The sequence below is a fragment of the Enterobacter sp. DN genome (assembly GCF_046054285.1).
In the GTDB taxonomy this organism is placed as follows: Bacteria; Pseudomonadota; Gammaproteobacteria; order Enterobacterales; family Enterobacteriaceae; genus Enterobacter; species Enterobacter hormaechei_C.
In genome coordinates, this window is sequence record NZ_JBJJTG010000005.1 from 204,294 (window position 1) to 216,579 (window position 12,286).

12 protein-coding genes are annotated in these 12,286 nt (G+C 57.3%); 10 read left to right on the plus strand and 2 right to left on the minus strand.

What is annotated here, in order from left to right; all coding sequences use genetic code 11:
* Positions 1-174: 174 nt before the first annotated feature.
* From ACJTMZ_RS14120 to sixA, 4 genes are all read left to right on the plus strand, one after another.
* Positions 175-459 carry a YfcZ/YiiS family protein gene (locus ACJTMZ_RS14120; RefSeq protein WP_017383455.1) on the plus strand — a complete coding sequence of 95 codons (285 nt, stop codon included), beginning with the start codon at positions 175-177 and terminating at the stop codon, positions 457-459.
* A gap of 228 nt (positions 460-687) precedes the next feature.
* Positions 688-1,998, plus strand: coding sequence for an acetyl-CoA C-acyltransferase FadI (gene fadI, locus ACJTMZ_RS14125; protein ID WP_047719294.1), 1,311 nt, complete (start codon positions 688-690; stop codon positions 1,996-1,998).
* Positions 1,998-4,145 (plus strand): fatty acid oxidation complex subunit alpha FadJ, encoded by a 2,148-nt coding sequence (gene fadJ, locus ACJTMZ_RS14130; RefSeq protein WP_252010716.1) that lies wholly within the window; start codon positions 1,998-2,000, stop codon positions 4,143-4,145. Before fadI ends, fadJ begins: the two co-directional genes overlap by 1 nt.
* Positions 4,146-4,354: 209 nt before the next feature.
* A complete protein-coding gene (sixA, locus tag ACJTMZ_RS14135; protein ID WP_003861375.1) occupies positions 4,355-4,840 on the plus strand; it encodes a phosphohistidine phosphatase SixA in 486 nt (161 codons plus the stop codon).
* A 46-nt stretch (positions 4,841-4,886) separates the two neighbouring features.
* Here the strand turns inward: sixA and smrB are convergent, their stop codons facing one another.
* Positions 4,887-5,438: an endonuclease SmrB gene (gene smrB / locus ACJTMZ_RS14140; protein ID WP_015572246.1), complete on the minus strand. Its 552-nt coding sequence runs from the start codon at positions 5,436-5,438 to the stop codon at positions 4,887-4,889.
* Positions 5,439-5,583: 145 nt separating this feature from the next.
* Between smrB and prmB the strand changes: the two genes are divergently transcribed.
* Genes prmB through ACJTMZ_RS14170 form a run of 6 tightly spaced genes read left to right on the plus strand, consistent with a single transcriptional unit; the run spans position 5,584 to position 10,135 of the window.
* Positions 5,584-6,516, plus strand: a complete 933-nt coding sequence (prmB, locus tag ACJTMZ_RS14145) for a 50S ribosomal protein L3 N(5)-glutamine methyltransferase (RefSeq protein WP_003861381.1) — start codon at positions 5,584-5,586, stop codon at positions 6,514-6,516.
* Between the two features lie 60 nt (positions 6,517-6,576).
* Positions 6,577-7,662 carry a chorismate synthase gene (gene aroC / locus ACJTMZ_RS14150; protein ID WP_015572247.1) on the plus strand — a complete coding sequence of 362 codons (1,086 nt, stop codon included), beginning with the start codon at positions 6,577-6,579 and terminating at the stop codon, positions 7,660-7,662.
* A gap of 2 nt (positions 7,663-7,664) precedes the next feature.
* Positions 7,665-8,489: a penicillin-insensitive murein endopeptidase gene (gene mepA, locus ACJTMZ_RS14155; protein WP_015572248.1), complete on the plus strand. Its 825-nt coding sequence runs from the start codon at positions 7,665-7,667 to the stop codon at positions 8,487-8,489.
* Positions 8,489-9,298 carry a sulfite exporter TauE/SafE family protein gene (locus ACJTMZ_RS14160; protein ID WP_003861386.1) on the plus strand — a complete coding sequence of 270 codons (810 nt, stop codon included), beginning with the start codon at positions 8,489-8,491 and terminating at the stop codon, positions 9,296-9,298. The genes mepA and ACJTMZ_RS14160 overlap by 1 nt, the downstream gene beginning before the upstream one ends.
* On the plus strand, positions 9,298-9,843 hold the full coding sequence (locus ACJTMZ_RS14165) for an elongation factor P hydroxylase (RefSeq protein ID WP_252010715.1): 546 nt from the start codon (positions 9,298-9,300) through the stop codon (positions 9,841-9,843). The genes ACJTMZ_RS14160 and ACJTMZ_RS14165 overlap by 1 nt, the downstream gene beginning before the upstream one ends.
* Positions 9,844-9,856: 13 nt before the next feature.
* Entirely contained in the window at positions 9,857-10,135 is a 279-nt protein-coding gene (locus ACJTMZ_RS14170; RefSeq protein WP_017383451.1) for a YfcL family protein, read from the plus strand.
* A gap of 58 nt (positions 10,136-10,193) precedes the next feature.
* Here ACJTMZ_RS14170 and mnmC read toward each other — a convergent pair whose 3' ends face one another.
* Positions 10,194-12,191, minus strand: coding sequence for a bifunctional tRNA (5-methylaminomethyl-2-thiouridine)(34)-methyltransferase MnmD/FAD-dependent 5-carboxymethylaminomethyl-2-thiouridine(34) oxidoreductase MnmC (gene mnmC, locus ACJTMZ_RS14175; RefSeq protein ID WP_252010714.1), 1,998 nt, complete (start codon positions 12,189-12,191; stop codon positions 10,194-10,196).
* Between the last annotated feature and the right edge of the window lie 95 nt (positions 12,192-12,286).

Here is a 12,286-nt window from a genome sequence, read left to right on the forward strand (position 1 = left end):
GACCAGTGCGATTCCTCTGAAAAGGGGAATTTTGTTTTAGATCATTTTTTAGTGTGATATTGCTCACTTATCCGATTTTGCGCCATTAACGGCTGGAGGGGGCTCGTTCGGGGGCGTAAAATAGACGCATCGTGTTTATCTCGCGCCCTGCGCGAATACAGAGGAAATTGAGCTATGAGTAAATGCAGTGCTGATGAAACCCCGGTTTGCTGCTGTATGGATGTTGGCACCATTATGGACAACACCGATTGCACCGCCTCTTACAGCCGCGTATTCCCTAACCGCGCTGAAGCGGAAGAGACGCTGGCCGCGCTGAGCCAGCGCGCGCGTGAAGTCGAATCCGATCCGTGTGAAATCAAATCCACCTTCACGGAAGTGGAAGGCGGCGTGCGGCTGGATATCGACTTTGTGTTCGCCTGCGAAGCAGAAACGCTGATCTTCCAGCTGGGCCTGCGTTAATACTTTTTGCACGGGCCTATGATCGTGTAGGCCGGTTAAGGCAACGCCGCAACCCGGCAACAAATCTCACAAATGCCTCTGCCATGCAGGGGCATTTTCTTTTTCTTCTCTGTGCCTTAGCTCGCAATTTTTCGCTTCCCCGATTGGCTCAATGTAAAAAAATAGTTAAGACTATTATCAGGTCAGACCACTTAATGTGTGCGCAAAATTTTTTTACAGGGGAGTGTTATGAGTCAGGCATTACCGCTTATCACCCGACACGGTGACCGCATTGCCATTGTCAGCGGGTTACGTACGCCGTTTGCGCGTCAGGCAACCGCGTTTCACGGTATACCGGCTGTCGATCTGGGAAAAATGGTGGTGGGGGAGATGCTGGCTCGCAGCGAGATCCCGCCACAGGTTATTGAGCAACTGGTTTTCGGCCAGGTGGTGCAAATGCCGGAAGCGCCCAATATCGCACGTGAAATCGTGCTGGGCACCGGCATGAATGTTCACACCGACGCATACAGCGTCAGCCGCGCCTGCGCCACCAGTTTCCAGGCGGTGGCGAACGTGGCGGAAAGCCTGATGGCGGGGACCATTCGCGCGGGGATCGCCGGCGGCGCGGATTCCTCATCCGTGCTGCCCATCGGTGTTAGCAAACAGCTGGCCCGCATCCTCGTGGATGCCAACAAAGCCCGGACCACCGGTGCGAAGCTCAAACTCTTCTCGCGTTTACGTCTGCGCGACCTCATGCCCGTGCCACCTGCCGTTGCTGAATACTCCACCGGCCTGCGTATGGGCGACACTGCCGAGCAGATGGCAAAAACCTACGGTATTACCCGCGAACAGCAGGATGCACTGGCGCATCGCTCGCATCAGCTCGCTGCGAAGGCGTGGTCGGAAGGCAAACTTGCCGACGAGGTGATGACGGCTTACATCCCGCCTTTCCGCGAACCGCTGGTGGAAGATAACAATATCCGTGGCACCTCGACGCTGGAGGATTACGCAAAACTGCGCCCGGCGTTTGATCGTAAACATGGCACCGTTACGGCGGCGAACAGTACGCCACTGACGGACGGTGCCGCCGCCGTGATCCTGATGACGGAATCCCGGGCGAAAGAGCTTGGCATAACACCGCTGGGCTATTTGCGTAGCTACGCCTTTACCGCCATTGATGTCTGGCAGGACATGCTGCTCGGTCCGGCCTGGTCCACGCCGCTGGCGCTGGAGCGTGCGGGGTTGACGCTGGCTGACTTAACCCTGATCGATATGCACGAAGCCTTTGCCGCACAAACCCTGGCAAACATTCAGCTGCTGGCAAGCGAGCGCTTCGCGCGCGATGTACTGGGCCGCGCCCACGCGACCGGCGAAGTGGATCAGAGTAAGTTTAACGTGCTTGGCGGATCCATCGCCTACGGCCATCCATTTGCGGCGACCGGCGCGAGAATGATAACCCAGACTTTGCACGAGCTGCGTCGCCGCGGCGGCGGTTTTGGTCTCGTTACCGCCTGTGCGGCGGGCGGCCTGGGTGCAGCAATGGTTCTGGAGGCTGAATAATGGAAACGACATCTGCATTTAATCTGGCTGTTCGCCTTGATAACGTGGCTGTTATCACCATTGATGTACCCGACGAAAAGATGAACACCCTGAAGGCCGAGTTCGGCGTTCAGGTGCGTGCGATGCTCAGACAGATCCGCGAAAACAAAGCGATACGTGGCCTGGTATTTATCTCGGCAAAGCCGCATAACTTTATTGCCGGGGCCGATATCAACATGATTGCCCGGGCGAAAAGCGCTCAGGAAGCAGAAGACCTGGCCCGTCAGGGGCAGCAGGTAATGGCGGAGATCCATGCGCTGTCGATACCCGTTGTCGCTGCGATCCACGGGGCCTGCCTGGGCGGTGGGCTTGAGCTGGCGCTGGCCTGTCACAGCCGAATTTGTACCGACGATGCGAAAACCGTACTCGGACTGCCGGAGGTACAGCTTGGATTGCTGCCCGGTTCAGGTGGCACGCAGCGCCTGCCGCGTCTGGTGGGCGTCAGTACGGCGCTGGAGATGATTTTAACCGGTAAACAGCTGCGCGCCCGTCAGGCGTTAAAGGCGGGTCTGGTTGATGAGGTCGTTCCGCACGCCATCTTGCTTGAGGCCGCCGTTGAGCGGGCGCTGAAAGGTCGTCAGGCGAAACGCCCTCTGCCGGTGCGCGAGCGTATCCTCGCCGGGCCGCTGGGGCGCACGCTGCTGTTCAATATGGTGGGTAAAAAAACCGAGCAAAAAACCAAAGGGAACTATCCGGCAGCGACGCGCATTCTGAAGGTGATTGAAACCGGTTTATCGCAGGGCAGCAGCAGCGGTTATGCTGCGGAAGCGAAAGCCTTTGGCGAGCTGGCGATGACGCCGCAGTCGCAGGCGCTGCGCGGCATTTTCTTTGCCAGCACGGAGGTTAAAAAAGATCCGGGCAGTGAAGCTGAACCGGCTCCGCTGCGTGCCGTTGGCGTTCTGGGTGGTGGGCTGATGGGCGGCGGCATCGCATTTGTCACCGCCAGCAAAGGCAAATTGCCCGTACGTATCAAAGATATCAACCCTAGGGGTATCAACCACGCGTTGCAGTACAGCTGGCAGAACCTTGATCGCAAAGTGAAGCGCCGCCATATCAAGGCCAGTGAGCGTGATAAAACCCTCTCGATGATCACTGGCGCCACCGACTACAGTGGGTTTGCACACCGCGATCTGGTGATTGAAGCCGTGTTCGAAGATCTCGCCCTTAAGCAGCAGATGGTGGCGGACGTTGAACAGCATTGCGCGCCGCACACTATTTTCGCGTCAAACACCTCGTCTTTGCCGATCGGCGACATCGCGGCGAAAGCCGTGCGCCCGGAGCAGGTGATAGGGCTGCACTATTTCAGCCCTGTCGAAAAAATGCCGCTGGTGGAGGTTATCCCGCATGCCACAACCAGCCCGCAAACTATTGCCACCGTGGTGAAACTGGCGAAAAAACAGGGCAAAACCCCGATTGTGGTCGCGGACAAAGCCGGCTTCTACGTCAACCGCATTCTGGCGCCGTACATTAACGAAGCGATGCGGTTGCTGACGGAAGGGGAGAAAATTGAGCACGTCGATGACGCCCTGGTGAAGTTTGGCTTCCCCGTCGGCCCAATCCAACTTTTGGATGAGGTAGGAATTGATACGGGGACTAAAATTATCCCTGTGCTGGAAGCGGCTTATGGCGATCGTTTTGCGCCGCCTGCAAACTTTGTTTCCGCAATTTTGAAGGACGATCGCAAAGGCAGAAAAAATGAACGCGGTTTCTATCTTTACGCCGCGAAAGGGCGTAAAAGCAAGAAACAGGTCGACCCTTCGGTTTATGCGCTTATTCCTGTCACGGGTCAGGGAAAACTGTCGGCGGTTCAGTGTGCTGAGCGCTGCGTGATGATGATGCTCAATGAAGCGGCGCGCTGCTTTGGTGAGCAGGTGATCAAAAGCGCGCGCGACGGCGATATCGGCGCCGTGTTTGGTATCGGTTTTCCGCCATTTCTTGGCGGTCCGTTCCGGTATATGGATACCCTCGGGGCGGGTGAAGTGGTTGCGATCCTGCAACGTCTGGCCTCGCAATATGGTCCACGGTTTACACCTTGTGACGAATTATTGCAGATGGCGGAACGGGGTCAGACATTCTGGCCCGCAAGGGAAACTGATTGCGTAAACTGAAGTCAAAGAAGGGTAAATCCTGAGGTGATGGAACCTGTTCTGGCGAAATTGTAAACAGAGATTGACTATACTTACGCCATTGAGGTAAAAAACAGCGTTTCATTCACCGAATGGATCAGGCACAATGCCCGGCCATCGGGTTTTCTACCTCAGAGCATTAATCGCGGGTAGTTAACGCCGGTGATTCTGGTTAACAAAAGCGGTGCAATATGCAAGTTTTTATCATGCGTCACGGCGACGCGGCACTCGATGCCGCCAGTGACTCAGTACGTCCTTTAACCGTCTGTGGCTGCGACGAATCCCGTCAGATGGCGACATGGCTTAAAGGTCAAAAAGTGGACATTGAACGCGTTCTGGTGAGTCCGTTCCTGCGGGCAGAACAGACGCTGGATGTGGTAGGGGAGTGTATGAACCTGCCATCCAGTGTGGATGTTCTCCCTGAACTCACGCCGTGTGGCGATGTTGGCCTTGTCAGTGCTTACCTTCAGGCGCTGTGCAATGAAGGTGTCGCTTCCGCACTGGTCATTTCCCACCTGCCGCTGGTCGGCTATCTGGTATCTGAGCTGTGCCCGGGCGAAACGCCACCGATGTTCACAACGTCCGCCATTGCCAACGTCACCCTCGACGAAACCGGCAAAGGGGTCTTTAACTGGCAAATGAGTCCGTGCAACCTGAAGATGGCAAAAGCCATCTGACGTGACGTGCGATATGGCGGGGTGCAGCGTGCCTCCCGCCATCCTGTCAGGGCAATTCTGGCGGCTGCCACTCCTCGACCTCAATCAATACCAGCAATGCGGCATCTCCGCCGTACTCTTTTGGCGCTTGATGAAAAGCCATCACGTGTGGATGCTGAGCCAGCCACAGCGGTGTCTGTTGCTTAAGAATATGTTTGCCGTGGCCGTGCATCACGCAGGCGCAAAAAACATGCTCGCGACGACATGCCGCGATCAACGCCCCCAGCTCCTGTTTCGCCTGCATCTGGGTCAACCCATGCAGATCGAGGAACAGCTCCGGCGAGTAATCTCCCCGGCGTAATTTTTTCAGTTCAAAATGGCTGACGTCTTCGCGCACGTATTTCACCGCACCCTGCGTATTTAGCAGCGGCTGAAACTCATCTGAAAAATAGTGGCTGTTATCGGCCTGCTCCTGGAGCAACCGTTTGACCGGTACCTCGCTGACTTTTTTACGCTGCGGGCGATGGACAATGGTGTCGTGCGTGATTTGACGCGTCCCGGTCATCAGCTGGCGGAATAGAGCCTGATCCTCCTCGCTGAGCGATGTTTTCTTTTTCATTCGTCATTCTCATCTCGTATTTCCGATAGTGTACCCGACTAAACGCATTTTTTAACCTCAAGCGGTACGCGTCATTGCTGATTTATCGCCGTCTTCATGGCAAACTAGCCGCCGAAAATTATGCGAGCATGCCCTGGAGGAAAGAGTGGATAAAATTTTTGTCGATGAAGCAGTAAACGAGCTGCATACCATACAGGACATGTTGCGCTGGTCGGTTAGCCGCTTCAGCGCCGCCAATATCTGGTACGGACACGGTACCGACAATCCGTGGGATGAGGCCGTGCAGCTGGTGCTGCCGTCTCTCTACCTGCCGCTGGATATTCCGGAAGACATGCGCACCGCGCGCCTGACCTCCAGTGAAAAACACCGCATCGTTGAGCGCGTGATCCGTCGCGTAAACGAGCGCATTCCGGTGGCTTACCTGACCAACAAAGCCTGGTTCTGCGGCCACGAATTCTACGTTGATGAGCGCGTGCTGGTGCCGCGTTCGCCGATTGGCGAGCTGATCAACAACCATTTTGACGGCCTGATTAACCATCAGCCGCAGCACATTCTTGATATGTGCACCGGCAGCGGCTGCATCGCCATTGCCTGCGCGTACGCCTTCCCGGAAGCGGAAGTGGACGCCGTCGATATCTCCACCGACGCGCTGGCCGTCACCGAACACAACATTGAAGAGCACGGGCTGATTCATCACGTCACGCCTATCCGCTCTGACCTGTTCCGCGACCTGCCGACGCTGCAATACGACCTGATCGTCACCAATCCGCCGTACGTGGATGCAGAAGATATGTCCGATCTGCCGAACGAGTATCGTCACGAGCCGGAGCTGGGCCTGGCGTCAGGTTCTGACGGGCTGAAGCTGACCCGCCGCATCCTGGCCTGCGCGCCGGATTATCTGACCGACGACGGCGTTCTGATTTGTGAAGTAGGCAACAGCATGGTACATCTGATAGAGCAGTACCCGGATGTGCCGTTCACCTGGCTTGAGTTCGACAACGGCGGTGACGGCGTCTTTATGCTGACTAAAGCGCAACTGCTTGATGCACGTGAATACTTCAGCATTTACAAAGATTAATCCAGCGGGCTTCGGCCCGTTTCACAACGCTCAAACACAAACAACAACATCGGAGCCGTGATGGCAGGAAACAGTATTGGACAGGTATTCCGTGTGACCACCTTTGGCGAGTCGCACGGTCTGGCACTGGGTTGTATCGTTGATGGCGTCCCGCCAGGCATCGAACTGACCGAAGCCGATTTACAGCATGACCTTGACCGTCGTCGTCCGGGTACCTCTCGCTACACCACGCAGCGTCGCGAGCCGGACCAGGTCAAAATTCTCTCCGGCGTATTTGAAGGCCGTACCACAGGAACCAGCATTGGCCTGCTGATTGAAAACACCGATCAGCGTTCTCAGGACTACGGCGCGATTAAGGACGTTTTCCGTCCTGGTCACGCCGACTATACCTACGAACAAAAATATGGCTTTCGCGACTATCGCGGCGGTGGACGTTCTTCCGCGCGTGAAACCGCGATGCGCGTGGCGGCAGGCGCAATTGCCAAAAAATATCTCCAGCAGAAATTCGGCATCGTTATCCGCGGCTGTCTGTCCCAGATGGGCGACATTCCGCTGGCAATCAAAGACTGGGATCAGGTAGAGCTCAACCCGTTCTTCTGCGCCGATGCCGACAAGCTGGACGCGCTGGATGAGCTGATGCGTGGCCTGAAAAAAGAGGGCGACTCCATTGGTGCGAAAGTCACCGTGGTGGCCGACGGCGTGCCGGCTGGCTGGGGCGAGCCGGTATTTGACCGCCTTGACGCCGACATCGCCCACGCGCTGATGAGCATCAACGCGGTGAAAGGCGTTGAAATCGGCGACGGTTTTGACGTGGTCAAGCTTCGCGGCAGCCAGAACCGCGACGAAATCACGAAGGCGGGTTTCCAGAGCAACCATGCGGGCGGCATTCTGGGCGGCATCAGCAGCGGGCAGCAAATTATTGCCAATATCGCGCTGAAACCAACATCCAGCATTACCGTCCCGGGCCACACGATTAACCGCGCTGGCGATGAAGTTGAGATGATCACCAAAGGGCGTCACGATCCGTGCGTGGGGATCCGCGCGGTGCCGATCGCAGAAGCGATGCTGGCGATCGTGCTGATGGATCACTTCCTGCGCCAGCGCGCGCAGAATGCGGATGTGACGACCACCATTCCACGCTGGTAACTATGAAAAAAACCGCAATCGCTCTGCTGGCGCTGCTGGCCAGTGGAGCAAGCCTGGCCGCTACGCCGTGGCAGAAAATCACCCACCCGGTAGCGGGGAGCGCGCAGTCCATTGGCGCTTTTTCCAACGGGTGTATCGTCGGTGCGCAGGCGCTGCCGTTGCAGTCGGATACTTATCAGGTGATGCGTACCGATCAGCGCCGTTATTTCGGCCATCCTGACCTGCTGCTGTTTATTCAGCGTCTTGGCAACCAGGTGCATAACCTGGGGCTGGGGACGGTGCTGATTGGCGATATGGGGATGCCTGCCGGTGGTCGCTTCAACGGCGGTCACGCCAGCCACCAGACCGGACTGGATGTGGATATCTTCCTGCAATTGCCGAAAACGCGCTGGAGCTCAGCGCAGCTGCTGAAACCGCAGGCGCTGGATCTGGTCTCGGCCGACGGTAAACGGGTCGTCGCCTCGCGCTGGTCGCCGGAAATTTCCAGCATGATTAAGCTGGCGGCAGAGGATAACGACGTCACGCGGATCTTTGTTAATCCGGCCATCAAGCAGCAGCTTTGCCTGGATGCGGGAACGGATCGCGACTGGTTGCGTAAAGTGCGCCCGTGGTTCCAGCACCGGGCGCATATGCATGTTCGCCTGCGCTGTCCGGCGAACAGCCTGGAATGTGAAGATCAGCCGCTGCCACCGCCTGGCGATGGTTGTGGTTACGAACTGCAAAGCTGGTTTGAACCAGCCAAGCCTGGAACCTCTAAGCCTGAGAAGAAGACACCGCCTCCGTTGCCGCCTTCCTGCCAGGCGCTACTGGATGAGCATGTACTTTAATGGATAATTTCGTCGATCTGTTCATGGTGTCACCGCTGCTGCTGGCGGTGCTCTTTTTTGTTGCGATGTTAGCCGGATTTATCGATGCCCTGGCAGGCGGCGGCGGGTTGCTCACCGTTCCGGCGCTGCTGGCGGCAGGCATGAGCCCTGCCCAAGCGCTTGCCACCAACAAACTCCAGGCATGCGGCGGTTCGCTCTCCTCGTCGCTCTATTTCATCCGGCGCAAAGTGGTGAATCTCGCCGATCAGAAGCTCAATATCCTGATGACGTTTATTGGCTCAACGGCGGGTGCGCTGCTGGTCCAGCACGTACAGTCCGACATTCTGCGCCAGATCCTGCCGCTGCTGGTTATCTGTATCGGCCTCTATTTCCTGCTGATGCCAAAGCTCGGGGAAGAAGATCGACAGCGTCGTCTTCACGGCCTGCCGTTTGCGCTGATTGCCGGTGGCTGCGTCGGTTTTTACGATGGCTTCTTTGGCCCGGGGGCAGGTTCGTTTTATGCGCTGGCATTCGTGACGCTGGCCGGATTCAACCTCGCCAAATCCACCGCCCACGCCAAAGTCCTCAACGCGACCTCCAACGTTGGCGGTCTGCTGCTGTTTATCATTGGCGGCAAGGTTATCTGGGCAACCGGGTTTGTGATGATGGCAGGGCAGTTTTTGGGCGCGCGCGCAGGCTCGCGTCTGGTATTAAGCAAAGGACAAAAGCTGATCCGCCCGATGATTGTTGTCGTCTCGGCGGTGATGAGCGCCAAACTTCTTTATGACAGCCATGGACAGGAGATCCTCACCTGGTTGGGGATGAACTAATGAACAGTACGCATAACTACGAACAGCTGATTGAGATCTTCGATGGCTGTTTTGCTGATGATTTTAATACCCGTCTGATTAAAGGCGACGACGAACCGATCTATCTTCCTGCTGATGACGAGGTTCCGTATAACCGCATCACCTTTGCCCACGGCTTTTACGCCAGCGGTTTGCACGAAATTTCGCACTGGTGTATCGCCGGGAAAGCGCGTCGCGAGCTGGTGGACTTTGGTTACTGGTACTGCCCGGACGGGCGCGACGCCGCCACCCAGGGGCAGTTCGAAGATGTGGAGGTGAAACCTCAGGCGCTCGAATGGCTGTTCTGCGTAGCGGCGGGTTTCCCGTTCAACGTAAGTTGTGACAACCTCGAAGGCGACTTCGAGCCAGACCGTATCGTCTTCCAGCGCCGCGTTCATGCGCAGGTGATGGAATATCTTGAGAAAGGCATCCCGGCACGTCCGGCACGCTTGATCGAGGCTTTACAGAATTATTACCACACGCCGGAGATCACGGCGGAATGCTTCCCTTGGCCGGAAGATCTTTAACAGAGGAAAGAAGATGATCGCAGAATTTGAATCACGCATTCTGGCGTTAATTGATGACATGGTGGAACACGCCAGTGATGATGAGCTGTTCGCCAGCGGTTATCTGCGTGGTCACCTGACGCTGGCGGTAGCCGCGCTGGAAGCCGGGGACGATCACTCTGCCGACGCCGTTCACGCGGAAGTCACTCGCAGCCTGGAAAAAGCCATTCTGGCCGGGGAACTCTCTCCGCGCGACCAGTCTTTAGTGCTGGGCATGTGGGACAATTTGTTCCAGCAGGCGAAAGCGAAGTAAGTGTATCACCGCCCTCTCCCACAGGGAGAGGGCGGGGGTGAGGGCACCAGACCGCACCCTACTTGACCATTTTCCCCTTCAGCAATTTCCGCACCCACAGTCGGTTTGGATTCAGCCCCGCGAGCGTAACCCTGTCCAGCGGAACCGGCTCGTCGCTCATTTGCGCGGCTAACGCTTCAGCCAGCAGCGGCGCGGAGCATAATCCCCGCGAGCCTAAGCCACCCAGCATAAACAGCTCGGGGTGAACGGGAGCACTTACCGCCGTTTCTTTGTTGTCAGCAAGATCCTGATAGACTTCAAGCGTGGCGTCATAGTCCGGCACGTTTCCCGCCATCGGCAGGTGATCGCGGGTCGCGCAGCGTACGCCGCAGCGCGCCTGACCCTCACTGACATCCACCTCTTTTGCCCACGACGCATCCGGGAAACAGTCGAGCAGGCGCTGGCGGTTTTGCTGCTGATCCGCTTCGCTGTACTGCATATCTGTTTCACCGCGATGGTAGCTGGCACCGATGCAGTGATGGCCGTTGGACGGATTTTGCGGCGTCAGGTAGCCGTCGTAACACAGCACCTGACGCAGTTTGCTCAGTTGGGGGGCGGCAGGAATATGGCTCACCTGGCCGCCGACCGGATAAACCGGCAATGATGCTGTCTGGGTAAACTTGCTGATATGATGCCCGTTGGCCAGCACAACGCTGGCATGCTGGGCCTCTTTGCCGTCAGCGAAACGCAGTTTCCAGTGCGCAGTGCGGCTTAGCGATTGAACCTTATGGGCATAATGCACTGTCAACCCACACGACTGCCCGAGGGCTATCGCCGCAGAAGTCAGTTCAGCCGGACACAGCCAGCCGCCGAGTGGATACTGAATACCCCCGCAGCCGGTGTCGACGCCAGTGGTCTCTGCAACCTGCTGTGCCGTCACTGCATGGGCGATGGCCTCCGGCAGACCCAGCGACAGCATTTGTGTGATTTTCTGCTGGCTCTTCTCGTCCCAGCCGAGCTGCGTCACGCCGCACCAGTTGTGGTCGAACGCAACCGGCAGGCTATCGTAAAGGCGGCGAGCAAACGTAAACGCCGCCGGGAAGAACTGGAACAGTGCCGGATCGTGTGAACTTAATAAGGGATAAAGCGCGCCCTGACGGTTGCCTGATGCGCCCGTCGCCGGCGCCTCGTCAGCGCAGTAGAGCGTCACCTGCCAGCCACGGTGCAGCAGCGCCAGCGAGAGCAGGGCGCTGGCGATACCCCCGCCCACAATGGCGACCTCACGCGAGGTGCTGGCGCGACGGGCAAACCAGGGGGCCTGCGCCGGGATCGCCAGATCCTGTTCCATCACCCCGACCAGCATGTCGCGTTTGCGGCCAAAGCCTTTGGTTTTCCGCATGGTAAACCCCGCCTCCTGCAACCCACGACGGACAAAGCCCGCCGAGGTGAAGGTGGCAAGCGTCGCGCCCGGGCGCGCCAGACGTGCCATGGCGCTGAACAGGTGCGGGCTCCACATGTCCGGGTTTTTGGCGGGCGCAAAACCGTCCAGGAACCAGGCGTCCACCTTCTGATTCATTGAGTCATCAAGCTTATCGGTCAGGTCATTAATGTCGCCAAGCCACAGGTCGAGCGTGACGCGTCCGTCGTCCAGAATCAGACGATGACAGCCACCGATAGCCGGAGGCCACTGGGCCTGAAGCTGTTCCGCCCAGTGGGTAAGCTCCGGCCAGCGCTGATGGGCAAGCCGCAGATCGTGCGCGGTAAGCGGAAATTTTTCGAAACTGATGAAATGTAATCTTTGTAAGGTAGCCTCGGGGTGTGCAGTGCGAAACTGGTCGAACGCCTGCCAGAGGGTCAGAAAATTCAGCCCGGTGCCGAAACCGCTCTCCGCTACGACAAACAGGCTGCGCGGATGCTCAGGGAAGCGGGTGCTGAGATGATTTCCTTCGAGGAAGACATAGCGCGTCTCTTCCAGTCCGTTATCATTAGAAAAGTAGACGTCATCAAAATCTCGGGAAACAGGTGTACCCTCAGCGTTGAATTCGAGGTTGGCAGGTTGTATGGCGTTTTGTTTCACGTAAGTTACTCGTCCGACAGGCAGTGGCACGATCTTAGCGATGTGAGCCCATCGGTGCAAATTTCCACAGAAAATGGCTGATCGGACTTGTTCGG

Excerpts from the sequence above, each read along its gene's own strand:
- sixA (WP_003861375.1), top strand. The coding sequence starts at position 4,355 with ATGCAAGTTTTTATCATGCGTCACGGCGACGCGGCACTCGATGCCGCC.
- ACJTMZ_RS14165 (WP_252010715.1), top strand. The coding sequence starts at position 9,298 with ATGAACAGTACGCATAACTACGAACAGCTGATTGAGATCTTCGATGGC.
- ACJTMZ_RS14160 (WP_003861386.1), top strand. The coding sequence starts at position 8,489 with ATGGATAATTTCGTCGATCTGTTCATGGTGTCACCGCTGCTGCTGGCG.
- smrB (WP_015572246.1), bottom strand. The coding sequence starts at position 5,438 with ATGAAAAAGAAAACATCGCTCAGCGAGGAGGATCAGGCTCTATTCCGC.
- fadJ (WP_252010716.1), top strand. The coding sequence starts at position 1,998 with ATGGAAACGACATCTGCATTTAATCTGGCTGTTCGCCTTGATAACGTG.
- aroC (WP_015572247.1), top strand. The coding sequence starts at position 6,577 with ATGGCAGGAAACAGTATTGGACAGGTATTCCGTGTGACCACCTTTGGC.
- ACJTMZ_RS14120 (WP_017383455.1), top strand. The coding sequence starts at position 175 with ATGAGTAAATGCAGTGCTGATGAAACCCCGGTTTGCTGCTGTATGGAT.
- fadI (WP_047719294.1), top strand. The coding sequence starts at position 688 with ATGAGTCAGGCATTACCGCTTATCACCCGACACGGTGACCGCATTGCC.
- mepA (WP_015572248.1), top strand. The coding sequence starts at position 7,665 with ATGAAAAAAACCGCAATCGCTCTGCTGGCGCTGCTGGCCAGTGGAGCA.
- ACJTMZ_RS14170 (WP_017383451.1), top strand. The coding sequence starts at position 9,857 with ATGATCGCAGAATTTGAATCACGCATTCTGGCGTTAATTGATGACATG.